This window comes from Methylomonas stagni (assembly GCF_050154735.1).
GTDB lineage: Bacteria > Pseudomonadota > Gammaproteobacteria > Methylococcales > Methylomonadaceae > Methylomonas > Methylomonas koyamae_A.
The window spans coordinates 4,547,215-4,569,164 of sequence record NZ_CP189557.1; the positions used below are offsets into that span (position 1 = coordinate 4,547,215).

Genomic DNA, 21,950 nt, shown 5'->3' on the forward strand with positions numbered 1-21,950 from the left:
CAGTTCAAGGTCTCGGTCAAACACAGGGCTTTCGGGGTGGTGGGGGAGGTCTGGCCGAGAGAGTCCCCGGCCGGCTGGTGGAAGGCTTTTTCAGGGATGGCAATTTACTGGAGAGCGGTTTTGGCGGATCAATCCATGGAGACCCCGCCGGTTTGGCCTGTGACGATCGCCAGCGCCGACCAGCGACTGACGTTAGCGTTGACCGGCGATATTTCGGTGCGAAAAGCGCTGGACGCCACCGGTTTGAGAGTGCGCGCGGCTTGCGGCGGCTTGGGAACCTGCGGTGCGTGCTTGATACGGATCGTGAGCGGCGACTTCAATCCGCCGACTTTGGCCGAATATCAAAAAATTCCCCGCGAGGAACGGGACGCCGGCGTGCGCTTGGCCTGCCAGTTGTGGCCGCGCGGGCCGGGCGAACTGTATCTGGACAACCCGGCGCCGGCATCGGTTTGGCTGGCGCTGGACGAAGACGGGTGCGACCGCTGGCCGGGCGAACCCGAGCTTAGCGGCGGCCGTTACGCTGTCGCGGTCGATTTGGGGACCACCCATATCCGCTTGTCGTTTTGGGACCGCCAATCCGGCCGGCGCATCGGCACCCGCATCGGCGTCAATCCGCAAATCGCCGTCGGCGCGGACGTGTTGACCCGGCTGGATGCGGAAAGCCGCGACGGCGCGGATCGGCCGATAGGCCGGCTGGCCCGAGACGCGGTGATGGACGGTATCCGCGATATTCTGAGCCGGGACTTGGGCGAAATCACGCCGATTCTGGCCCAACTCGGTAAAGCGGTCATCGTCGGCAACACCGCGATGCTGACGCTGATTTGCGGCGGCGACGGCGACAAGCTCTATCGGCCGGAGAACTGGCGGCGGCCGATTGCCTGCCTGCCGAACGATCTTGATGTCTGGCGTCGCGACTGGCGCACGCCGGCGGCGGATATTCGTATCGTGCAGCCGCTGGCCGGCTTTATCGGTTCGGATTTGTTGGCCGACGTGCTGGCCACCGGCATCACCGAGCAGGCCGAGCCGATGATGTTGGCCGACTTCGGGACCAATACCGAAATTGCCTTGTGGGACGGTGACCGCTTGACCGTCACGTCGGTGCCGGGCGGGCCGGCCTTCGAAGGCGTCGGTTTGCGTAACGGCGTGTCGGCGGAGCCCGGCGCGATCGCTCGCGTGGCCAAGGATGAACAAGGCTGGCAATGGCATACCCTGGGCGACCGGCCGGCGCGCGGTTTCTGCGCCAGCGGTTTTATCGACGCGATCGCATTGTTGTTGGACGCCGGGTTGCTCAAGCCCTCCGGGCGGTTTGCCGAAGCGCCGCCGGTCGAAGGCTTTCGCCTCGATCCGGCCGTGCCGCGCACCGCGATCTTCCCTGGCGATATCGATGCCTTTCAACGCGCCAAGGCGTCGGCCGCCGCCGCGATGGCGCAACTGTTGGCCGATGCCGGATTGGAGCTCGCCGATCTGGCCACGCTGTGGATTTGCGGCAGCTTCGGCCGGCATCTGGATTTGCGTCACGCGGTTCGGGTCGGTTTGTTGCCGGCATTGTCGGCGGAGCGCACTAAAATTATGGCGAATGCCGGATTGGCCGGATGCGAGCAATTGCTGTTGGATGCTCGGGGCGAATCGCGGCTGCAGGCCATTTTGGCGCGGGCCGGTGTCGTCAATCTGGGCGACTCCCCGGCTTACGAAGCGCGTTTTATCGACCATCTGCGTTTATGCCCGATGCCCAATTAGGAGCGATCATGGATTTGGAGTCCTACATCAAGTCTTACAACGAGGCGGTTTTCGAAACCGACAAACAAGGGGCTTTCGCTGTCGTCAATCAAGCGTTGGAACAAGGACTCAGTGCCGAGGACGTGGTCTTCAAACTGGTGATTCCGGCCGTCGAACAGATGATGGAAATCATCGAAAAAGATCCGGACGCCAATCTGGCTCAGCATTTCATGACCGCGCAGATCGCCGCCGACGTGACCGAGCGCATGCTGGAAAAATTCCGGAAACCGCCGGAAATGATAGGCCGGGTCGTCATCGGCGCGGCTTACGGCGATCTGCATTCCTTGGGCAAACGCATCGTCAGCGGTTGCTTGAAGTCGCTGATGGTCGATGTCGTCGATTTGGGCACTAACGTCAGCGCCGAAAAATTCGTCGATACCGCGGTCGAGGAAGACGCGCAGGTGATTGCGATTTCCGCGATGATGGTCCACACCGCGACCGGCGAGAAAGGCAGCACGCGGGTGCGGGCCTTGCTGAAGGAACGCGGCTTGGAAGGCCGGATTAAATTGGCGGTGGGCGGAGCGCCTTACCGCTTCGACCCGGCGTTGTACATCAAGGTCGGCGCCGATGCCTGGGCGCCCGACGGGGTGACCGCCGCGAAGGTCATCGTCGATTTGATTCGGGAGGTGAAGCCATGACCCCGTCGCAAATTCTCGCCGCCGCGATCGCCGGCGAACCGGCGCCGCGTATCCCGGTGTTCTGTAATCTGTTAGACCACGGCGCGGGTCTGCTGGGCATGCGGGCCAAGGATTATTTCGCCGACGGCGCGGCGGTGGCCGAGGCGCAATTGCGGCTGTTGAAATTGTACGGCCACGACAACGTGTGGAGTTTGCATTACGTTGGCAAGGAAGCCGAGTTGTTGGGTTGCCGGGAAATATTGTTCGCCGACGACGGCGTGCCCAATGTCGCCGATTTCGTGATTAAGAATTTGGACGACATCGCTAAATTCGAGGTGCCGGCCGACATCACCTTGCTACCGGCCTGGCAGTCCATGGCGGATTGCTTGCGGATTTTGCGCGCCGAAGTGGGCGGCACTCATCCGATTTGCGCGTACATCACCGCCTCGACCACCTTGCCGGCCATCTTGATGGGGATGGACAAGTGGCTGGAGTTGTTTTTGCTGGGCCCCTTCGATCTGCGCGATGAATTGCTGAGTAAGTGCTCGGCATTCTTCCGCCAGGAAATCGCCGCTCTCCGTGCCGCCGGGGCCGATGTATTGGTGTATTCGACGCCGTTCGGCTCGCCGGCCTTCGTTAGCCGCAAGCAGATCGAAAACCTGGTGCTGCCCTGGATGAAACGGGATTTGGCCGACGGCGTGGAAAACGTGGTCTATTACTGTGGCATGGCGCCGTTTAACGACGTCATCGATTGGGTGTTCGACGAGTTGGATATCCGCACTCACTATATCAGCCCGTTGGCCGATCTGGCGGAGGCCAAGCGGTTGATCGGCGCGCGCGGGCTGACTTGCGGCGTCATCGACGACATTAAAATGATTCATTGGACGCCCGAGCAGACGCGGGCCGAGGTCAAGCGCATCCTCGACATCGGCAAACCCGGCGGCCATTTTCTGTTCGGCAACGGTGTGATGCCGTTGGCGGTGCCGGAAGCCAACATCCGCGCGATGGTCGATGCCGCTTTCGAATACGGGAGGCTGGAATGAAAAGCTTCGAACTCAAGCAAGACCCGCCGCTGACCATGGTCGGCTGCGGCATCCTACGCAAGGAAGTGGATCTGCTGATCGAAAAGAACCGCTGGAACGTGCACACCTATTTTTTGGATTCCGCGTTGCACAATTATCTCAATCGGCTTTCGGACGAATTGAATCAGGCCTTGACCGAGCGCGAGCGGGCCGGCGAAAAAACCGTGGTGTTTTACGGCGGTTGCCATCCCTTGATGGAACATTTCCTGGATGAGCACCACACCTGCCGGACCCACGGCCAAAATTGCATCGTCATGCTGCTCGGCTACGAGGCGTTCATGCAAGAACTGGAGAAGGGCGCGTATTTTCTGGTCGAAGATTGGGCGTTGACCTGGGAGCCGATGATTACCGCCTGCTTCGGCACCAAACTGGACGTAGTCCGGGAAATCTTTCATAGCAGCCACAAATATATTCTGGCTTTGCGCACGCCTTGCAACGGCGACTTCACGTCGGCCGCCGAGGCTGCCGCCCGTTTCGTCGATTTGCCGTTGCTATGGCGGGACGTTAGCCTGGAACACCTGGAAGGGGTATTGGCCGATGCCATTCAACGCCGTTTGGCCGAGGAATCATGACAGCGGCGGCCGATCCTCGCCATCTGCAACAGCGCATCGAGCACCTGGAGGCGCGGGTCCGTAAGTTATCCGAAGAAAAAGCCAATTTATACTTGGTGTTGCACATGGTCGAATTGCTGAATACCGTCGCCGGCGTCGAGAGTTTGCTGGAAAGCTGGATGGCGGCGCTTTGCGGCACCTTGGGTGGCAGTAATGTGGAAATTTACTATCTCGACGAAGGCAAACTCCATTACGCCAATTTGTTCGGCGAGCGTTGCGTGTTGACCGAGATCGGAGACCCGCTGGTCGCCGAAGCCTTTAGCAGCCAGCGCTTTATCGAATCCGCCAGCGACGCCCGGCACACTTTGTTGCGCGGTACCGAGGTGCCGGTGGCCTGCACTTGGGTGATGCCGTTGCTGGTCGGCAAGGAACTGATCGGCGTCGTCAAAATGACCGATTTATTGGGTTCGGCACAAATGCGCGACTATCTACAACCCTTTCTTTCGCATATGGCCTTGATCTTGAATAACGAAATCAAGACGCGTGTCGCCGAAACCGCCAACCGGGCCAAAAGTAACTTTCTGGCGACGATGTCGCACGAAATCCGCACGCCGCTGAACGGTATTCTGGGCATGGCCCAATTATTGAGCCTGCCGGGCGGCAATCCGGAAAAGCATCGCGAGTACGCCCAAACCATACTGACCTCCGGGAAAACCCTGTTGGCCTTGTTGAACGATATCCTCGATCTTTCCAAAATCGAGGCCAGCAAGCTGGAATTGGTGGAAGTCGCCGTCGCGCCGGCCGTGATCATCGAAGAAACGCGTCAGCTTTACGCCGAGAGCGCCCGCCAAAAAGGCTTGTCGCTACACGCCGATTGGCTGGCGGAGCCCGACCGGCATTATTTGCTCGATCCGGTGCGCTTGCGGCAAATGCTGTCGAATTTGCTGAGTAACGCGATCAAATTTACCGAGCGCGGCGAAATTCGGATCGAAGGTCGGGAACTGGCCGGCGAAACCGGCGCTACCGAATTGGAGTTTTCGGTCAGCGATACCGGCATCGGTATCCCGGCGGAGCAACAAGCACTGCTGTTCAAGCCGTTCACTCAGATCGATACCGGTGCCGCCCGCCGATTCGGCGGCACCGGCTTGGGGCTATCCATCGTACGGCGTTTCGCCGAACTGATGCACGGATGCGCCGGCGTCGACAGCGCGGCGGGCTCGGGCGCCCGCTTTTGGTTTCGGGTGCGCGGCGAGCCGACGGAGGTCGAGCCGGCAGCCGATCCAATGCCGTCGGTCGGCGAACCCCGCCGGCAAATCGTCGAGCCGACCGATGGGCGGATACCGAATATCTTGATCGTCGACGACGATAAAACCAATCGGGCGGTCGTCGAAGCGATGTTGTCCGACCAGCGGGTCAGGCTGATCAGTGCCGAGGATGGCCGGCGCGCGCTCGCGGTGCTGGCCGAACAGGCCGTCGATCTGGTGTTGATGGATTGCCGCATGCCGGACATGGACGGTTACGAAGCAACCCGGTGTCTGCGGCAAAGGGAAGCTGGGGAAGGCGGCCGGCGCGTGCCGGTCGTGGCGCTGACCGGTCATGCCTTTGCCGAAGATCGGCAGCGTTGTCTGGATGCCGGGATGGATGCCGTATTGGTCAAGCCCTTGGAGCTGAGCGCCTTGAAGGGCCAACTCGCCCGGTTTTTGCCCGGATGGCACACTGTCGAAGCGGCGGCAACCGTGCCTGAATCCGCCGTGCAACTGGACTCGGAGCGGATCGCGGTTATGTTGGATGAACTGGACGGGCTATTGGAAAAAAATCTGTTCAACGCGGTCGGCAAATACCAGGCCTTACAACAGTTGCTGCAAGGCAGTCCGCTGCAAAACCGGTTTCTGGCGGTGGGGCAAGCGATCAACGACATGAGTTTCGACCGGGCGCTGGTCCGGTTACGGGCTTTGCGCGCCGAAACCTCGACCGGGAGCGGTCCGCTATGAGCGAACGTCAACTAAAAATCCTCGCGATCGACGATACGCCAGCCAATTTGGCCTTGTTGGGCATGGCGTTGCAGGACGAATATTCGGTTCAAATCGCCACGTCCGGCGCGAAAGGTCTGGCGCTGGCTCAGGACGACCCACCCGATTTGGTGTTGCTGGACATTATGATGCCCGACATGGACGGTTTCGAGACCTGCCGGCGCTTTAAGGCGGATGCCGGCTTGAAGGACATACCCATCATTTTCGTGACGGCTCTCAACGAGAAAAATACCGAAATGGCCGGGCTGGCCTTGGGGGCCACCGACTATTTGACCAAGCCCATCGACATCAATGTCGCCAGATTGCGGATTCATAATTTGCTGGAACGGGAGCGCTTGCGGATGGCGCTGCTGGCGCGGGAGGCCGAGCAGCGCTTGGCGGCCAGCGTGTTCGCCCACACCCATGACGGCATTGTCATTAGCGATGCCGACAATCTGATTATCGATGTGAATGCGTCGTTTACCCGAATCACCGGTTATCAGCGCGACGAGGTGTTGGGGCTAAATCCGCGGGTCCTGAAATCCGGCCGCCAGCCGGCCGAGTTTTACCAGACGATGTGGCACACGCTGTTGGAGCAAAACTATTGGCATGGCGAGCTGTGGAATCGCCACAAGAGCGGCCGGCATTACGCGGTACTCAGTTCGATTTCGGTGGTGCGCGATCAGAACGGCGCGATTCACCACTTCATCGGTCTGTTTGCCGACATCACTCAGTTGAAAAACCACGAGCACGATCTGGAGCAAATCGCTCATTTCGATCCGTTGACCGGGATTCCCAATCGCTTGCTGCTGGTCGACAGGCTGACTCAGGGGATTGCCCAGACCCGGCGTTCGGGACGGCAGATGGCGGTTTGCTATTTGGACCTGGACGGTTTCAAGCCGATCAACGACAGTTACGGTCACGAATTGGGCGATCAGTTGTTGATTGCGATTGCCCGGCGCATAACCGAATGCTTGCGGGCGGGCGACACCGTGGCGCGGATCGGCGGAGACGAGTTTGTCTTGCTGTTGCTGGACTTGCCCGATCGCGACGAATGCGAATCGATTTTGCAGCGGGTTTTGGCCGCGGTGGCCAGGCCGTTTTTGATCGACAATCTGGCGTTACGGGTGTCGGCCAGCATCGGTTTTACCTTGTTTCCGGATGACGACGCCGATGCCGATACCTTGCTGCGGCATGCCGATCAAGCTATGTACGGCGCGAAACACGCCGGCAAGAATCGTCACAATTTGTTCGATCCGGCGTCGGATAAGGCCGCACACGAGCGAGGCAGGGCGTTGGCCGACGTCGAACGAGCCTTGCGCAACCAAGAGTTCGAGTTATTTTTTCAGCCCAAGGTCAATATGCGCACCGGCAAGGTGCTCGGCGCCGAGGCCTTAATCCGTTGGCGCCATCCGCAACGCGGGCTGTTATTGCCCCAAGAGTTTTTACCGGTCGCCGAAAACAGCGATTTGATCGTCGAGATTGGCGATTGGGTTTTGCGCAGCGTGCTGGATCATCTGGAAGAATGGCGGCGAAACGGTTTGACGATCAAGATCGGGATCAATATCGCGCCGCGGCATTTGCTGCGCGAGGATTTCACCAGGCGCTTGGCGGCGCATCTGAACGACCACCCCGACTTGCCGGCCTCTTGTCTGGAATTGGAGATTCTGGAGACCGCCGCGCTCGCCGACATCGGCCGGGTTTACCAGGTCATGCGCGAATGCCAGAAGATGGGCGTCACGTTCGCGCTCGACGATTTCGGTACCGGTTACTCGTCGTTGACCTATTTGAAAGCCTTGCCGGCCGAAGTGCTGAAGATCGATCAATCCTTTATCCGCGATATCTTGCGCGATCCCGAAGACTTGGCGATCGTCGAGGGCATCATCAACCTGTCCGGCAGCTTTCGCCGCCAGGTGGTGGCCGAGGGCGTGGAGAGCGTCGAGCAGGGTTTACAATTGTTGAAACTGCGTTGCGAACAGGCGCAGGGCTTTTGTATTGCCAGACCGATTCCGGCCGCGCGATTGGCCGATTGGATCGCCAATTGGCAGCCGAATCCCCAGTGGCTGGATTTGGGGAATGGTTTGGCCTCGGACCAGGAATGAACGCGAAATCTTGGCGCGGCCAAGCTCAGCGTTTCCAGTCGTTGAGCGGCTCGTTGTCGTCCAGGTCGGCGGGATCGAGAATAATCGAACCGTCGGGCCCCCAGTTGACCTTGGTGATGCCGGGTTCTTCGGCTTCCAGGGCGCGTAGAATCGCCTCTTGCTGGTCGAGGCGGGTTTGTTGGTCGCGGACCTGATCGGCCAGTCGCCGGTTTTCCAACAACACCCGTTTCAATTCGAGACCTTTTTCGACGGCGTTGACGATTTCGTGGTTGTTCCAGGGTTTGTTCAAGAATCGGAATACCCCAATCTCGTTAATAGCCTGTTGCGTGGCTTCCAAGTCGGCGTAACCGGTCAGGATCAGTCTAACGGCGTCCGGCTGTAGAACCATGAATTTCATTAAAAAACTGATACCATCCATGCCTGGCATCCGGTAATCGCTGATCACCAGATCGAACGGTTGCTTGCCGGCGAGCACCAGCGCCTGCTCGCCGCTGTCGGCGGATACGACCTGGTAGGGGCGCAGCAGCCGGTTCAGGGCTTTTAGGATGTTGGGTTCGTCGTCGACGATCAGGATGCGGGCGGGTTGGGCGTTCATCGGCGTGGGGAGGCGGGTCGTTGGCTCGTTGCGTCAATAACATAATCATAGTTAGGGTTTTCGCGGCCGTGTACAAGCAAAACAACTTTTTTCGATATACCTTGACCTTCGAGGACGGCAGTTCTCGGGATTTGCTGCTGGAGATCGACGCGGGTTCGGAAACGTTGGTCGCGCCGCCGCCGGAGGCCCCGCCGTTCTGGAGCAAGCTGGATTACCAGCAGTGCGAAAACTGCCCGTTGTCGGTCGAGCGTTCGCCGTTTTGCCCGGTGGCGATCAATTTGATTTCGTTGATCGAGTGGAGCGGGACCTTGGTTTCCTATACCAATGTCAAGGTGGAAGTCGTCACCACCGAGCGTAGCGTCAGCGGCGAAACCACGCTGCAGCGCGCCTTGAGTTCCATCCTCGGTTTGATCATGGCAACCAGTCCTTGTCCGCATACCGAGTTTCTAAAACCGATGGCGCATTTTCATTTGCCGCTGGCCAGTGCCGAGGAAACGGTTTACCGGACGACGTCGATGTTTTTGCTCGCGCAATATTTCTTGCACAAGGACGGCCGCGAGGCGAGGTTGGAGCTGGACAGACTGAGCGACATTTACGAACAGTTGCAGATCGTCAATCGAGCCCTGACGCGGCGCTTCAAGGCGGCGAGCAGTCAGGACGCCACCGTCAATGCGATCATCGTGCTCGATCTGCTATCGCAATCGGTGACCTGGTCTATCGAGGACGGCCTGGAAGACCTGCGTTATTTGTTCAAACGTTACGGCGTGAAATGAGCGGCGTTGCCCGCTAGACCCGGATACGCAGCACCAGGTTTTTGCTGCGCTTGCGCATGTCCAGGATGCTATCCACCTGAGCGGCGGTCAGGATCGTGTTCTTTAGGTATAGCACGTCGTTGCAGATGATTTCGGCGGCTTCCATGCCGGCTTGCAATTGGGTCCAGGAAATTTCGATGACCGGCCGCGTGTCTTCGACACTGGTTTCCGACAACAATCGCAAGAAGGACTCGACGACATCCGGATCGTAATCGCTGTGTTTGCGCAACAGCAAGCGGCTTTTGGCCTGGTCTACCGTCATCGCCGAGCCGGTGATGAAACCGTCCAGAAAGCAGATATAGTCGCGGACCACCGCCAGGATGCGGGAGCCCAGCGGAATTTCCGAACCGTGCAGCGAGTTGGGTTCGCCGGAACCATCGAAATGTTCGTATTGGTGGTGGATGATATTGGCGGCATTTTGCAGGGCGTCGATGCCTTGCAGCAGATTGAAACCTTCCCGGCCGTTTTGCAAATAGCGCTTCTTGTCGTGGCTGGACATCAGGTGCAGCGGTTGCCGCAGCAATTCGTCCGGCAGGCTCATTTTGCCGATCTGCGCCAACAGGCCCGCATAGAGTACGTCGCGCGCTTCGTCGGCGCTCAAGCCCAGCCGCTGCGCGACATTGCGGGCGTTTTCGGCGATGAACAACGAATGGCCGCTCTTGATGCCGGGTCGCATTTCGACGATTTTGGCGAAGACTTTTACCGAATCCACATACTGCCGCTTCAAGGCATTGTGAGCTCGATCCAGCTTTTGCAACGACAGCCGCAGCTGTTCGGTACGATGCTCGACTTTTTCCTCGAGATGGACGTTGAGTTCCTTAAGCTCCTCGTTTTGGCGGTTGATGATCCCGAACAGGCGCTGGCGTTCGTCGCGCAGACGCTTTTGCTCGACGGCGTTGTTGACCAGAATTTTCAGTTCGTTGTCTTCCCACGGCTTGCTGCAATAGCAATAAATCCGTCCCTTGTTGACCGCCGCCACGGTCGATTCCAGATCGGCGTAGCCGGTTAATAGAATACGGACCGTGTCCGGCCAGCGCTCGGCGACGCGGGTCAGGAATTCGGCGCCGTCCATTTGCGGCATGCGCATGTCCGAAATGATCAAGTCGATAGGTTGATGGGCCAAAATTTCCAGCGCTTCGGCGCCGCTTTCGGCGGTTTCCACCCGATAATCGCCGCCGCGAAACAGCCGTCGCAGGGCCTTCAGAATGTTGGCTTCATCGTCGACGAACAGCAGATTGATCGGCGCGGCGGCGGATTCGGTGGCGGTCGGGTCGGTCATGGTCGTTACCTTGCCTGCGGCGGATTAGCGGATGGGTAGGCACACCCGAAACCGGCTGCCCTGTCCGGGCGTCGATTCCAGTTCGATGCGGCCTCGGTGATCCTGGACGATTTTGTAAGAGAGCGACAGCCCCAAGCCCGTTCCCTTGCCGACCGGTTTGGTCGTGAAAAACGGATCGAAGATTTTATTGCGGATGTCGGCCGGAATGCCGCGGCCGCTGTCCTCGATCTCTACCCACAGCCAATCGTTGTCTTGGTAACCGGTCCGTATCGTGATTTTGCCGAAGTCGTCGATGGCTTGCGCGGCGTTGACCAATAGATTCATGAATACTTGGTTCAGTTGGGCGCCGACGCAGGCGAAGGGTTTGAGTCCGGCGTATTCCTTGACGACTTCGGCCTTATATTTTAGCTCGTTGTTGATAATGTTCAGCGTGGCGTTCAAGCCGGCTTCCAAATCGAACGGCGCCAGCTCCTGGGTATCGATCCGCGAGAAATCGCGCAGGTCCTGAACGATTTTTTTGGCGCGCACCGCACCTTCCATTGCCTCGTTTACCAGATCCGGCAGATCGCTTTTGATAAAGGCAAGGTCCAGCGATTTTTGCAGGTTGCGAAAGGTTTGAGCTTCGGCGTGATCGGCCGGCAATTGGCCCGCCAAGCGTTCGCCGGCTTCGCTCAGTTTCAACAGGTCTTGCAGATATTGGCGGAGCGTGTTCAGATTCGAGTAAATATAGCCGAGCGGATTGTTGATTTCATGGGCCACGCCGGCCGCCAGTTGGCCTATCGACGCCATTTTTTCCGATTGCAGCAGGTGGTTTTGCGCTTCCTTGAGTTGTTGGTTCAGCAAGCTTTCCTGGTTTTTCTCGATCAGCAGCGTTTCGTTGGCGATCCGCAACTCCTGAGTGCGCTGTTCGACTAAGCCCTCCAACGCCGTTTCGGCTTGTTTTTGCACGCTGATGTCCATGCCGCAGCCCATCAGGCCGGCAAACCGGCCGTTGCCGCGTAGTCTGGGAACCGCGGTTTCCAGCACCCAAATTGGCGCCTTGCCGGCGGGCAGCAGCCGGTATTCGAGCTGTACCGCCCGTAAATCCACCGCCGCCTGCAAATAGCTTTGTCTGACCCTGGCCCGGTCTTGCTCGTCGATCAATTGCATCCAATTTTCCAGGTTCAGTTCGGTTTTCGCCAAGCCCAAGGTCTCCAGCCAATAGCGATTGCAGAAAATCGGAACGTGCTGGGCATTGGTGATCCAGATCAGCGCCGGCAACAGGTTGGCTAGCGCTCGAAAGCGAGTTTCGCTCTCTCGTAACGCCGAATATAAGTTGCTTTGCATGATGTCGGTCTGCTGTTGCTTCAGCGCTTCCGGATTGTCCGGATGCGTGTCGTTGATGGCCTGAGCCATCTTCTTGTCGGCGTAGAGAATGTGCGACGATAGCCAGCCGACCAGAAATTCCAGCAAGGCATTGGACACCCGATCGGGTTCGGCGATGGCTTTTTGTTGCTCGGCCACTACGGTAGCGACGAAGTCTCGGTGTTGCTGGCAATGCAGCTCGAAGTCGTCGGCGGCGTAATTGCCGGCCCGCATCAGCTCTTCTTCGTGCTTGAAATGGTAATCGGTGTAATCGATCAATGCCGCGACCAGATCCAAGATGGCGCGAGGCTCGTCGCCGACCGCGACCGCCTCGTCCAGCCGGTTGAGGATTTCCACCAACCGCCGGTGTTGGGCATCGACGGAAGGAATGCCGACATTGAGCTGATTGCTCCAGGTTAATATAGCCATGGATGTATTAACATTGGTTCTCTGGATTTGAAGGCCGGATAATACCCGGAGAATGATTTATCAAACAGGGTTGTCGGCCGAGGAGCCTCAGCCTTTAGCTCATACCCTCATAACTGTAAGCGATCCGATGGACATTGCAACTTCCGATACCGATTCTAACGCGACTGTCCTGTTGGTCGACGACGATCCGACCAATCTGACGGTATTCGGACAGGCGCTGGCACCGTATTACGACGTGCTGGTGGCCAATTCGGGCGAACGGGCCTTGCAACTGATACGGGCCGGCGGATGTCCGGACTTGATTCTGCTCGACGTGATGATGCCGGACATGGACGGCTATCAAGTCATCGAACGCTTGAAGGCCGATCCGGCCACCGCCGCGATACCGGTGATCTTCGTCACGGCGCTCACCTCGGGCAGCGACGAAGAACGCGGCCTGCAATTGGGCGCGGTGGATTACATCAATAAACCCTGCCATTTGTCGATCTTGTTGGCCAGGGTGCGCACTCATCTGGAACTGAAGAAATCCCGGGATTGGTTGCAAAATCAAAACGCTTTTCTGGAGGCCGAAGTACAACGCCGGCAACAGGAAAATCAACACGTGCATCTGCAATTGCTGCAATCTGAAAAAATGGCGGCGATCGGGCAATTGGCGGCCGGCGTGGCTCACGAAATCAATAACCCGATCGGCTTCGTCACGTCCAATCTGAATGCGTTAAACGACTATATCGCCGATCTGTTTGCCGTGCTCGACGCCTGCGACGCGGCGGTGGCGGGCGGTCAAACCGATAGCGACGCATTGGCGCGGGCTCGCGCGCTAAAACAGGCCAAGAATTTGGCTTTTCTACGCAACGACATACCCGAGTTGATTGCCGAATCGCGGGAAGGTTTGGCGCGGGTTAGGCGCATCATCCAGGATTTGAAGGACTTCTCCCACGCGGACGAAAACCTGTGGGAAACGGCCGATTTGCATAAGGGTCTGGATTCGACGCTCAACATCATTTGGAACGAGCTGAAATACCATTGCACCGTCAGCAAACAATACGGCGAAGTGCCGCCCGTCCATTGTCTGCCGTCACAGCTGAACCAAGTATTCATGAATCTGCTGATCAACGCCGGCCAAGCCATCAAGACCACGGGCGAGATCGCGATTCGCACCGGTACGGCCGGCGCCGAAGCGTGGGTGGAGATCGCCGATACCGGCGAAGGCATAGCTCCCGAACATCTCAACCGTCTGTTCGAGCCGTTCTTTACCACCAAGCCGGTCGGAAAGGGGACGGGGTTGGGGCTGTCGGTATCGCAAAACATCATCAAAAAACACGGCGGACGGCTGGAAGTCAGTAGTGAACTCGGGCGGGGATCGACGTTTCGAGTCGTGTTGCCTATCTCCCAAACATAAGAAACCCGGCCGCGCGGGCGCGGCCGGGTCTGCCGTCAGTCGTTGCGTTGGCGTAGATGATCGCAGGATTCGTCCACGCCGTGGCGGTCGATATCGCAGACCGATTCCAGCCACATCGCGTTGATGATCGCAAAAGCGGCGGCGAAGCCGACGCCGAGTATCCAGGCAAAGTACCACATAGTGTGTCTCCGGTTTAGTAAAGAGTATGGCTGTCGTTCAGGACGGTTTCCTCGGTCACGCTGCCCCAGATCACTTTGTAAACGAATCGGGTGTACAGCAATACGATGGGCAGGAATACCACGGTGATCCAGAACGCCCACAGCAAGGTGGTGTGGCTGGAACTGGCGTCCCACAGCGTCAAACTGGAGCCCGGATCGGTGGACGAAATCAGCAAGAACGGAAATAGGCCGAAGCCGACCGTCAGTGCGATGCCGGCGATACCCAAGCTGCTGAACCAGAATGCCGCGCCACGCGATTCGCCCTTGCCCAATAGCCAAGCGGCGAATAGACCGATGAAGCCGGCCACCGGCGCCAGCCACATCCAAGGGTAGGCCATGAAGTGCTGGAACCAGCCGGCACCGGCCGCCACCACGGTTTTACGCAAGGGGTTGGACGGCGCGTCGCCGGCCGCCATTTGCGTGATTTCCGGGCGTTCCAGGCCGAAGAACACCCACAGCGTCGCCGCCAGCAGCGCGGTCAGCAGCAGTGGTCCGAGCAGTTCGACCGCGAGTATCGAACGATGATGTATCGTGCCCTCGCTACGCCATTTCAAGAACAGCGCGCCGTGGAAGGTGGTCAACAACAAGCCGGTAACGCCGCACAGTAGCGCGAACGGGCTCAGCAGGCCCAGGAAAGTGCCGTCGTAAAAGGTGCGCAGGTCTTGGTCCAGATGGAACGGCAGCCCCAGGATCAGATTGCCGACCAGTACGCCCAGCAACACCGGCGGCAAGGTGCCACCCAGGAACAAACACCAATCCCAAGTGTTACGCCAGGTTGGGTCTTCGATCTTGCTGCGGTAGTCGAAGCCGGCCGGCCGGAAAAACAACGAGAACAGCACCAGCAACATGGCCGCGTAAAGGCCGGAGAACAGCGTGGCGTAAACCGCCGGCCAGATCGCGAACACCGCCCCGCCCAACAGGATCAGCCAAACCTGATTGCCTTCCCAGGTGGCGCCGACCGTGTTGATGATGACGCGGCGCTCGATGTCGTTGCGGCCGATAAAGGGTAACAGCGTGCTGACGCCGAAATCGAAGCCTTCGGTCAGCGCGAAGGCGATGCCGACGACGCCGATGAACAGCCACCAGATGACTCGTATGGTTTCGTAATCGAACATGACTTACTCCTGTGGGTGTGTAGATTGCGCGTTGCGGCCGCGATGGCCGTGGCGCGTGTCGCGCATGCGACCGGCATCGCCGGCGGGTCCGTCATGCTCGCATTTCATGGCTTGTCCGCCGACGGCGTGGCGGGCGTGATCGCTGAGCTGAGCGCCGAAAAAGCGGTGGATCGCGTCGACCAGGGCCGGCTGCTCCGCCGAATATTCGATTTCGGCGCCATTGGGCAACTCGCGGTAATCGAATCGCACCGCGCCTGCCGCGGCGGCCAATTCCGCCAGGCCCGGCATGTCGTCGCCGTGTATTCGCCGCTGTCTGGAAAAGTCGCCCTTGCGGAAGCCGGCGCTGATGTCGGCCAAATGTTGACGAATCAGACTGATTTGCTCGGCGTCGTTGGCGTCCTTGGCAATCACTTGCTGCAGACCGCCGTGTTCGGTCTTTTCGAACACATGCAGGGTTTTGTCCAACGCGAACGGCATGACGTGGCCGCCGCGTTCGGCGACCTGGTCCAAACGGGCCGGACTGGCCGGCGGTTGTGCCTGGCTGGTGCCGGCCGAGACGACGATCGCCAGGGCTAGCAGAGATGGATGGATATGCTTCATTCGATTCTCCTATTTATCGACGATGGCTCACTCAGTGGGCGCCAGCCACGGCCGCGCCGCGCTCTAAACAATACCGGCCGGTGTGCAGACTGCTAGGCCCGAGCCGGACATACTTCAGCATCAAATACATCTCGATAATCAGCAGTACCGTATAGAACAGCGCGAAACCGGCCAAGCTGAACCAGAGCTGGCCGGCTTCCAGGTTGGACACGCTCAGATGGGTAGGCAACACGCCGGAAATGGTCCAGGGTTGGCGGCCGACTTCGGCGACAAACCAGCCGGTTTCCGCGGCGATCCACGGCAGCGGTATGCACCAAACCGCCATCCGCATCAGCCAGCGTTTTTGATCGGCGACGCGGGTTGCGCAGTAATAGAACGCCATCGCGAAGATGAACAGCATCGTAAAGCCGCAGGCGACCATGATCCGGAAGGTCCAGAACAGCGGCGCGACGCGGGGGATGGTGTCGTCGGCGGCCTTTTCTATCATCGCCGGCGTGGCGTCCGCGACCTTTTCGGTGTACTTTTTCAACAGCAGGCCGTAACCGAGGTCTGCCTTATGTGCGTCGAAAGCCGTTTTGGCGCTCAGGTCGCCGCCCCGCAGTTTCTGCAATTCGGCGTAGGCGATCATGCCGCTCTTGATGCGCTCGGCACTTTCGCCGCGTAAGTCCTTCAGGCCCTTGACGTCCTCGTCGATCGAGCGGGTGGCGATCAAGCCCAGTACGAACGGAATTTTGATCGCATAGTCGGTATGTTGGTTTTCCTGATCCGGGAAACCGAACACCGTGAAGCTGGCCGGGGCGGGGTGGGTGTCCCATTCGGCTTCGATGGCCGCCAGCTTGATTTTTTGGGTTTCACCCGAGGTATAACCGCTCTCGTCGCCGAGTACGATCACCGACAGGATGGACGCCAAGCCGAAGGCCGAGGCGATCGAAAACGAGCGTCTGGCAAAGCCGATGTCGCGTTTGTTCAACAAATACCAGGAGCTGATGCCCAGCACGAACATCGAGGCGGTCACGTAGCCGGCCGCCACGGTATGCACGAACTTGACTTGGGCGACCGGGTTGAAGAACACGTCGGCGAAGCTGGTCATTTCCATGCGCAGGGTTTCGTAGTTGAATTCGGCGCCGACCGGAAATTGCATCCAGCCGTTGGCAATCAAAATCCACAGTGCCGACACGTTGGTTCCGATCGCCAGCAGCCAAGTCACGCTCAAATGCTGAACTTTGGATAATTTGTCCCAGCCAAAGAAGAACAGGCCGACGAAGGTCGATTCCAGAAAGAACGCCATCCAGCCTTCGCTGGCCAGCAACGCACCGAAGATGTCGCCGACATAGTGAGAGTAATACGACCAATTGGTGCCGAATTGAAACTCCAGCGTCAGACCGGTCGTCACCCCCATCGCGAAGTTGATGCCGAACAGCTTGCCCCAATAGCGGGTCATGTCTTTATAGACTTCCTTGCCGGTCATCACGTACACCGATTCCATGATGCCGAGAATAAAGGTCATGCCCAGCGTTAGCGGCACGAATAAAAAATGGTACAGCGCGGTTAGACCGAACTGCATGCGGGACAGCATGACTATATCGTCACCGAACATGGTTGGACTCCTTTACGGTTGTGGTGGAAAGCGTTGCCGGCGTCGCGGCGGGTAGGGCCAGTCGGGCGGCGATGTCCGGCGGCCCGGCCGGACGGTCGAGCCAGCGGAACAGTAAAAACCAAAGGCCGATCAAGAACAGCAACTTAATCAGCAGGGCGAAGCCAATCTCCCAACGCAGTAATCCGGCGCGGGGCAAGTTGGGCGGTATGGGTTTGACGTTTTGCATGAGTTTGACTCCGTGGGTCCGTGTGCTTAGTTGTCGTCGGTGGGTTTGCGGATGATCCGGGTGGCGATCGCCAGCATCAGGATGGCGCCGGCAATCATCAAAATGCCGGGTCCCGCCTGGTGGTGGGCTTGAATATCGCCGATTAGCAGTCGGGCAAGCGCGGTGATCGCGATGTAAATCAAGCAACGTACCGGCATCAGATTGGTTTTGAAATAAATGCCGACCATCGCGCCCAGTTCCAGGTAAATAAACAACAGCAAGATGTCGCCTATCGTGGCGTGGCCCTGCATCATCATGCCGCCGTAGGCCACGACCGCCGACCAGACGATGCTGGCGCCAATCACGAACAGGGCCAGGTAATGAAAGGCTTCGATCAGCAGGTTGCCGATTTGGTCGGCCCTGACCTTGTTGCGTTCGTACCAAAGGTCGAAACGTTGCGGTTGCATGCGGCTTTCCTCAGTGCATTTGGCCGTGCATGGCCGCCGCCGGGTCGGCCGGAGCCGCTTTCAACATTTTCATGCCGCGCATGCCCATCATCACCCCCATCGTGATCAGCAACAGCGCCGACACTTTCAGCAATTGCCGCATCACGCCGGCCGGCAACAGCGTGGCGAACAGGCCGAAGCCCAACAAGGGCGGCAGGGTGCCGAGACCGAACAAGCTCAAAATCGTCGCGCCTTGCAGCGGATCGCCGCTACCTGCCGCCATCACGTACATGGCTTGCAACGGTCCGCAGCCCAGCAACAATCCCGTCAACAGGCCGGTCGCCAACGGGCTGCGCGGCCGCCGGCGTAGCCCTTCGTGGACTTGCCGGTTTAACGCGGCGGGTCCGCGTAAACCAAAATGCCGCAACCAACCGAAGACATTCAGCATTTTCAGCCCGTACAGCACCAAGAACAGACTGGCCGCCAACGCGGCAACGGCGCGCATCGTCGGCGTAATCGCGATCAAGGCGCCCAGCAAGCCGAATCCGGCGCCGATCACGGCATAGGAAGCGGTTTTACTCAAGCCGTACACCAAGTGAGACAGTGCTTGCCGAAATTTACCGCTTGTCGGGTCGGTGTAGCCGACCACGAAGCCGCCGCACATGCCGATACAGTGAAAGCCGGTCAAAAAGCCCAGACCCAACAACAGACCGCGGTCCATGTGCGGTCCGATTTGCCGCATCACGTCCGGCATCAGACTTTTGCCCCAAAACGTCACGCCGCCGACGCCGATCAAGAGCAGCACAAACGCCAACACGCTCCAAACGCGACCGGCTCGGGCGGCCGGCCGCGGATTGGCTTGGTAGCCGCGCGCCGCCAACGCGGCTTGCACGCGGTTTAGATCGATCAAGCGGTTGTCGTAGCTAAATTTGGCTTGGTGCTCCGCATAGCTGACCGCATCGACCTGAACGCCGGGCAGGGCTTGCAAAATATCCGCGATGGCCGCTTCGCAACCGCCGCAATGCATGCCGCCAATGTCGAGTTGTACTGTTTCCACCGACATGATTCGATCCTCCGCTATCTTGGGCGAAGCGCTATTCCACCAGGAAGTCGCGCATCATCCCCATGTCTTCGTGTTCCAGGTTGTGGCAGTGATACATGAACAAGCCCTTGAAATCCTGGAACGGTTTGATCATTTTTATCCGTTCGCCCGGCATGACCAACACGGTGTCTTTCCAGCCGCTATCGATAAAGCCGTCCTTGACTGACGCGTAATCCGCGCTTACGCCGGCCGTGTCGCGCTCGAGAATCTGGAATTGCTGACCGTGCAAATGGATGGGGTGGGCCATCGCCATCATCATGCCCATATTGCCGCCCATGCCGTGCCGCCTCATGCCCATCATCCCGCCGCGACCCATTCCGCCGTGCGCATGAAAAATTTCCAGGGTTTGCAAAGTGTCGACCTGGATGCGTTCGCCGGGCTGGATGTCGTTGAACGCGTAAGGCCTATCGTTCAGCACCATGCGCATCGGGCCCTCCGAGATACCGATCGGGACGGGTTGTCGCGGATTGGCGGTATCGGTCGGCCGATAGCGTTTAATAGTAGACAATTTGTGAGGTAATGCCGGACTGTCGCCGGCCGGTCGTGCTATCCGCACTTGAAAAATCGGGTAATCGCCGCCAACCGGCAGCGCCGAGCCGTGCATGCCGCCCATCATTCGCTCGCCCATTCCGGGCAATACGCCGGAAAAAGAACGGCTACGCATCGTTAACCGCGTTCCGACTTTACGCCCGCTGAAATCCGCCCAGACGTCGATACGTTCGCCGGGTGCCAGCATCACGTAAGGTTTGTCGATCGGGGTTTCCAGCAAACCACCGTCGCAACCGATGACGGTGACGGGGCTAGCGTCGTCCCAAGCCAGTTTGTAGATGCGCGCCGTTGAGCCGTTGAGGACGCGGAAACGGTAAGCCCGAGCGGCGGCGTCGAGCTGAAAATCGGGGCGACCGTTGACCAGAATCCGGTCGCCGTAGAATCCCATCATTCGGTCGTGCATGTGGCTGGCGTATACCAGTTGGTTTTGCCCGTCGAAGCGGCGGTCTTGGATCACGATCGGAATTTCGTATTCGCCGTCCGGCAGTCCCAGACGGCGTTCTTCGGAGTCATTCACCAGAATGGCGCCGGCCAAGCCTTGGTAGACGTGCTTGCCGGTCAAATTGTGGGTGTGCGGATGGTACAGGTTCATGCCCGCCCGGTTGCGCATCTCGAATTCGTAAACGTAGGTCTCGCCGGCGGCAATCTCGTAGAGCGGATGGCCGTCCATCTCGGCCGGTACGTGCAGGCCGTGCCAATGGGTGATGGTGGGGCCATGCAGCCGGTTGCGCAGATTGATGCGAATTTTTTGGCCGGTTTCGAAACGCAACAGCGGCCCCAGATAAGAATCCGGCAATTCGCTCAACGTGCCGGCGGGGCCCTTCAGCAGTTTTCCCGTGTACTTTAATACCCGCGTCGGCTGGCCGGGCAATATCGTTTGAGTCGCTTGCTGGCAGATCAAGTCGAGTTCGACGTCCGGGTGAAAGTTGGCCGAAGCCCTGCGCGGCGGCGTTTTCGGCATGTCGCCCATGCCTTCCATCGCCAGTGTCAAGCCGGGCATCGCTGCCCAAGCCATCAGACCCGCACCTGCTTGCGCGAAAAAATGCCGACGCGCACGGCTGAACGTTTGAGACATATTCCCCCCTCGAACCTCGGTTATCGTTATTATCCGCCCGGTGATTCCGGCACGGCGGCCGTCCCTGGGTCGGCGCGAAACGCCGTGGCGTTCGCGGTCGAGCGCTTAGCGTCTCCGCGCTTCGCGATTAATGCGTCAGTGGCCGTTTAGCCGGCGCGCCGGGCGGCCGGCGATGAATTCGTCCGCCAATCAGCAACAAGGTCAGCAAAATGGCGATGCCGGCCAACAAGCGGTTGACATGCGCGCGATCGGCTATCAAGTCCTGCAATTCGCTCCACAGTTCGGCGGTCACGGCGTTGGACAGAACGTACCCGGCCACCAGCAGTACGAACCAGCCGAAACCGCGCCGCAAGGCCGCCGGACTTAAGTAGTTCGACAACCAACCGCCGAGCAAACTGCCGACCACCGCGCCGCCGGTAAAAGTCAAGGTCAGCGTCAAATTCAGCTCGACGTGATTGCTGTAACCGGCCAAGCCGGCTACCGCATTGATGACGATGATCAGCAGCGAGGTGCCGATGGCCGCGGTCATCGGCAAATCCACCAGCAACACCAGCGCGGGCACGATCAAAAAGCCGCCGCCGACACCGACCAAACCGGTTAGGCCGCCGACCAGCAAGCCGTCGAACAACAGGCGCGGGTAGGGCGTATTTAGCGGGCACAGACCGCCTGAAACGACTTCGTCGGGCCGAGGCGGCCGCTTGTTGGCGATCATCGCCAAGGCCGTTACCAATGTCACCAGCCCGAACAAGGCCATCAGCAGGTCGCCGGAGAATTGGCCGGCTAACCGGCCGCCGCCGAAGGCGCCCAGCATGCCGGCGGTACCGAAGGCCAGCGCGCTCTTCCAGCAAACATGGCCGCGCCGGGCGTGCGGAATCAAGGCCATCAGACTGGAGATGCCGACCACGACGAACGAGGTGGCGATGGCGGTTTTCGGCGCGACGTGCAGCAAGTAAACCAATACCGGCACGGTCAGAATCGAACCGCCGCCGCCCAACAGGCCCAGCAGCAACCCGATCGCAATCGCCAACGCGAAGGCCGTGATCATGGC

General features: G+C 59.2%; 20 protein-coding genes. 8 read left to right on the forward strand and 12 right to left on the reverse strand.

All coding sequences use genetic code 11. From position 1 onward, the window contains the following. Positions 1-120: 120 nt before the first annotated feature. From ACP4CD_RS20805 to ACP4CD_RS20830, 6 genes are read left to right on the forward strand one after another with little or no spacing between them, the layout of a single operon-like run. Positions 121-1,737: an ASKHA domain-containing protein gene (locus ACP4CD_RS20805; RefSeq protein ID WP_426992417.1), complete on the forward strand. Its 1,617-nt coding sequence runs from the start codon at positions 121-123 to the stop codon at positions 1,735-1,737. Between the two features lie 8 nt (positions 1,738-1,745). After that, positions 1,746-2,414, forward strand: coding sequence for a cobalamin B12-binding domain-containing protein (locus ACP4CD_RS20810; RefSeq protein ID WP_071156139.1), 669 nt, complete (start codon positions 1,746-1,748; stop codon positions 2,412-2,414). Continuing rightward, positions 2,411-3,436 (forward strand): uroporphyrinogen decarboxylase family protein, encoded by a 1,026-nt coding sequence (locus tag ACP4CD_RS20815; protein ID WP_426992418.1) that lies wholly within the window; start codon positions 2,411-2,413, stop codon positions 3,434-3,436. Before ACP4CD_RS20810 ends, ACP4CD_RS20815 begins: the two co-directional genes overlap by 4 nt. Further along, entirely contained in the window at positions 3,433-4,047 is a 615-nt protein-coding gene (locus ACP4CD_RS20820) for a DUF1638 domain-containing protein (protein ID WP_168033230.1), read from the forward strand. The genes ACP4CD_RS20815 and ACP4CD_RS20820 overlap by 4 nt, the downstream gene beginning before the upstream one ends. Beyond that, on the forward strand, positions 4,044-6,017 hold the full coding sequence (locus ACP4CD_RS20825; protein ID WP_426992420.1) for an ATP-binding protein: 1,974 nt from the start codon (positions 4,044-4,046) through the stop codon (positions 6,015-6,017). The genes ACP4CD_RS20820 and ACP4CD_RS20825 overlap by 4 nt, the downstream gene beginning before the upstream one ends. Continuing rightward, complete coding sequence (locus tag ACP4CD_RS20830; RefSeq protein ID WP_071156116.1) at positions 6,014-8,137, forward strand: EAL domain-containing response regulator; 2,124 nt, start codon at positions 6,014-6,016, stop codon at positions 8,135-8,137. The genes ACP4CD_RS20825 and ACP4CD_RS20830 overlap by 4 nt, the downstream gene beginning before the upstream one ends. A 25-nt stretch (positions 8,138-8,162) precedes the next feature. Here the strand turns inward: ACP4CD_RS20830 and ACP4CD_RS20835 are convergent, their stop codons facing one another. Further along, entirely contained in the window at positions 8,163-8,732 is a 570-nt protein-coding gene (locus ACP4CD_RS20835; RefSeq protein ID WP_071156114.1) for a response regulator, read from the reverse strand. Between the two features lie 68 nt (positions 8,733-8,800). Between ACP4CD_RS20835 and ACP4CD_RS20840 the strand changes: the two genes are divergently transcribed. Beyond that, the gene (locus tag ACP4CD_RS20840; protein WP_064030377.1) at positions 8,801-9,505 is read left to right on the forward strand and encodes a DUF6901 family protein; all 705 of its coding nucleotides are present in this window, start codon (positions 8,801-8,803) and stop codon (positions 9,503-9,505) included. A 13-nt stretch (positions 9,506-9,518) separates the two neighbouring features. Here ACP4CD_RS20840 and ACP4CD_RS20845 read toward each other — a convergent pair whose 3' ends face one another. Continuing rightward, a complete protein-coding gene (locus ACP4CD_RS20845; RefSeq protein ID WP_426992422.1) occupies positions 9,519-10,823 on the reverse strand; it encodes an HD domain-containing phosphohydrolase in 1,305 nt (434 codons plus the stop codon). 24 nt (positions 10,824-10,847) lie between these two features. Beyond that, positions 10,848-12,596 carry a bacteriohemerythrin gene (locus ACP4CD_RS20850; RefSeq protein WP_426992423.1) on the reverse strand — a complete coding sequence of 583 codons (1,749 nt, stop codon included), beginning with the start codon at positions 12,594-12,596 and terminating at the stop codon, positions 10,848-10,850. 127 nt (positions 12,597-12,723) lie between these two features. Between ACP4CD_RS20850 and ACP4CD_RS20855 the strand changes: the two genes are divergently transcribed. Then, complete coding sequence (locus ACP4CD_RS20855) at positions 12,724-13,995, forward strand: ATP-binding protein (RefSeq protein ID WP_071156108.1); 1,272 nt, start codon at positions 12,724-12,726, stop codon at positions 13,993-13,995. Between the two features lie 35 nt (positions 13,996-14,030). Here ACP4CD_RS20855 and cydX read toward each other — a convergent pair whose 3' ends face one another. From cydX to ACP4CD_RS20900, 9 genes are all read right to left on the reverse strand, one after another. Beyond that, positions 14,031-14,174: a cytochrome bd-I oxidase subunit CydX gene (gene cydX, locus ACP4CD_RS20860; RefSeq protein WP_064024721.1), complete on the reverse strand. Its 144-nt coding sequence runs from the start codon at positions 14,172-14,174 to the stop codon at positions 14,031-14,033. Between the two features lie 14 nt (positions 14,175-14,188). Beyond that, positions 14,189-15,328, reverse strand: coding sequence for a cytochrome d ubiquinol oxidase subunit II (cydB, locus tag ACP4CD_RS20865; protein ID WP_426992424.1), 1,140 nt, complete (start codon positions 15,326-15,328; stop codon positions 14,189-14,191). Positions 15,329-15,331: 3 nt separating this feature from the next. Continuing rightward, entirely contained in the window at positions 15,332-15,928 is a 597-nt protein-coding gene (locus ACP4CD_RS20870; protein ID WP_426992425.1) for an aspartate carbamoyltransferase, read from the reverse strand. A gap of 31 nt (positions 15,929-15,959) precedes the next feature. Then, complete coding sequence (locus ACP4CD_RS20875) at positions 15,960-17,525, reverse strand: cytochrome ubiquinol oxidase subunit I (RefSeq protein ID WP_426992427.1); 1,566 nt, start codon at positions 17,523-17,525, stop codon at positions 15,960-15,962. Beyond that, positions 17,515-17,751, reverse strand: coding sequence for a hypothetical protein (locus tag ACP4CD_RS20880; RefSeq protein ID WP_426992428.1), 237 nt, complete (start codon positions 17,749-17,751; stop codon positions 17,515-17,517). Before ACP4CD_RS20880 ends, ACP4CD_RS20875 begins: the two co-directional genes overlap by 11 nt. A 26-nt stretch (positions 17,752-17,777) precedes the next feature. After that, positions 17,778-18,197: a phosphate-starvation-inducible protein PsiE gene (locus ACP4CD_RS20885; RefSeq protein WP_064024711.1), complete on the reverse strand. Its 420-nt coding sequence runs from the start codon at positions 18,195-18,197 to the stop codon at positions 17,778-17,780. A 10-nt stretch (positions 18,198-18,207) separates the two neighbouring features. Continuing rightward, positions 18,208-19,239, reverse strand: a complete 1,032-nt coding sequence (locus ACP4CD_RS20890) for a sulfite exporter TauE/SafE family protein (RefSeq protein WP_426992429.1) — start codon at positions 19,237-19,239, stop codon at positions 18,208-18,210. A 31-nt stretch (positions 19,240-19,270) separates the two neighbouring features. After that, positions 19,271-20,902 carry a multicopper oxidase family protein gene (locus tag ACP4CD_RS20895; RefSeq protein WP_426992431.1) on the reverse strand — a complete coding sequence of 544 codons (1,632 nt, stop codon included), beginning with the start codon at positions 20,900-20,902 and terminating at the stop codon, positions 19,271-19,273. Positions 20,903-21,029: 127 nt separating this feature from the next. Further along, positions 21,030-21,947: a sulfite exporter TauE/SafE family protein gene (locus ACP4CD_RS20900; protein ID WP_426992433.1), complete on the reverse strand. Its 918-nt coding sequence runs from the start codon at positions 21,945-21,947 to the stop codon at positions 21,030-21,032. Positions 21,948-21,950: the final 3 nt, after the last annotated feature.

Coding starts and splice junctions, on each gene's coding strand:
- ACP4CD_RS20810 (WP_071156139.1), top strand. CDS start 1,746: ATGGATTTGGAGTCCTACATCAAGTCTTACAACGAGGCGGTTTTCGAA.
- ACP4CD_RS20815 (WP_426992418.1), top strand. CDS start 2,411: ATGACCCCGTCGCAAATTCTCGCCGCCGCGATCGCCGGCGAACCGGCG.
- ACP4CD_RS20820 (WP_168033230.1), top strand. CDS start 3,433: ATGAAAAGCTTCGAACTCAAGCAAGACCCGCCGCTGACCATGGTCGGC.
- ACP4CD_RS20825 (WP_426992420.1), top strand. CDS start 4,044: ATGACAGCGGCGGCCGATCCTCGCCATCTGCAACAGCGCATCGAGCAC.
- ACP4CD_RS20830 (WP_071156116.1), top strand. CDS start 6,014: ATGAGCGAACGTCAACTAAAAATCCTCGCGATCGACGATACGCCAGCC.
- ACP4CD_RS20835 (WP_071156114.1), bottom strand. CDS start 8,732: ATGAACGCCCAACCCGCCCGCATCCTGATCGTCGACGACGAACCCAAC.
- ACP4CD_RS20845 (WP_426992422.1), bottom strand. CDS start 10,823: ATGACCGACCCGACCGCCACCGAATCCGCCGCCGCGCCGATCAATCTG.
- ACP4CD_RS20850 (WP_426992423.1), bottom strand. CDS start 12,596: ATGGCTATATTAACCTGGAGCAATCAGCTCAATGTCGGCATTCCTTCC.
- ACP4CD_RS20855 (WP_071156108.1), top strand. CDS start 12,724: ATGGACATTGCAACTTCCGATACCGATTCTAACGCGACTGTCCTGTTG.
- cydX (WP_064024721.1), bottom strand. CDS start 14,174: ATGTGGTACTTTGCCTGGATACTCGGCGTCGGCTTCGCCGCCGCTTTT.
- cydB (WP_426992424.1), bottom strand. CDS start 15,328: ATGTTCGATTACGAAACCATACGAGTCATCTGGTGGCTGTTCATCGGC.
- ACP4CD_RS20870 (WP_426992425.1), bottom strand. CDS start 15,928: ATGAAGCATATCCATCCATCTCTGCTAGCCCTGGCGATCGTCGTCTCG.
- ACP4CD_RS20875 (WP_426992427.1), bottom strand. CDS start 17,525: ATGTTCGGTGACGATATAGTCATGCTGTCCCGCATGCAGTTCGGTCTA.
- ACP4CD_RS20880 (WP_426992428.1), bottom strand. CDS start 17,751: ATGCAAAACGTCAAACCCATACCGCCCAACTTGCCCCGCGCCGGATTA.
- ACP4CD_RS20885 (WP_064024711.1), bottom strand. CDS start 18,197: ATGCAACCGCAACGTTTCGACCTTTGGTACGAACGCAACAAGGTCAGG.
- ACP4CD_RS20890 (WP_426992429.1), bottom strand. CDS start 19,239: ATGTCGGTGGAAACAGTACAACTCGACATTGGCGGCATGCATTGCGGC.
- ACP4CD_RS20895 (WP_426992431.1), bottom strand. CDS start 20,902: ATGTCTCAAACGTTCAGCCGTGCGCGTCGGCATTTTTTCGCGCAAGCA.
- ACP4CD_RS20900 (WP_426992433.1), bottom strand. CDS start 21,947: ATGATCACGGCCTTCGCGTTGGCGATTGCGATCGGGTTGCTGCTGGGC.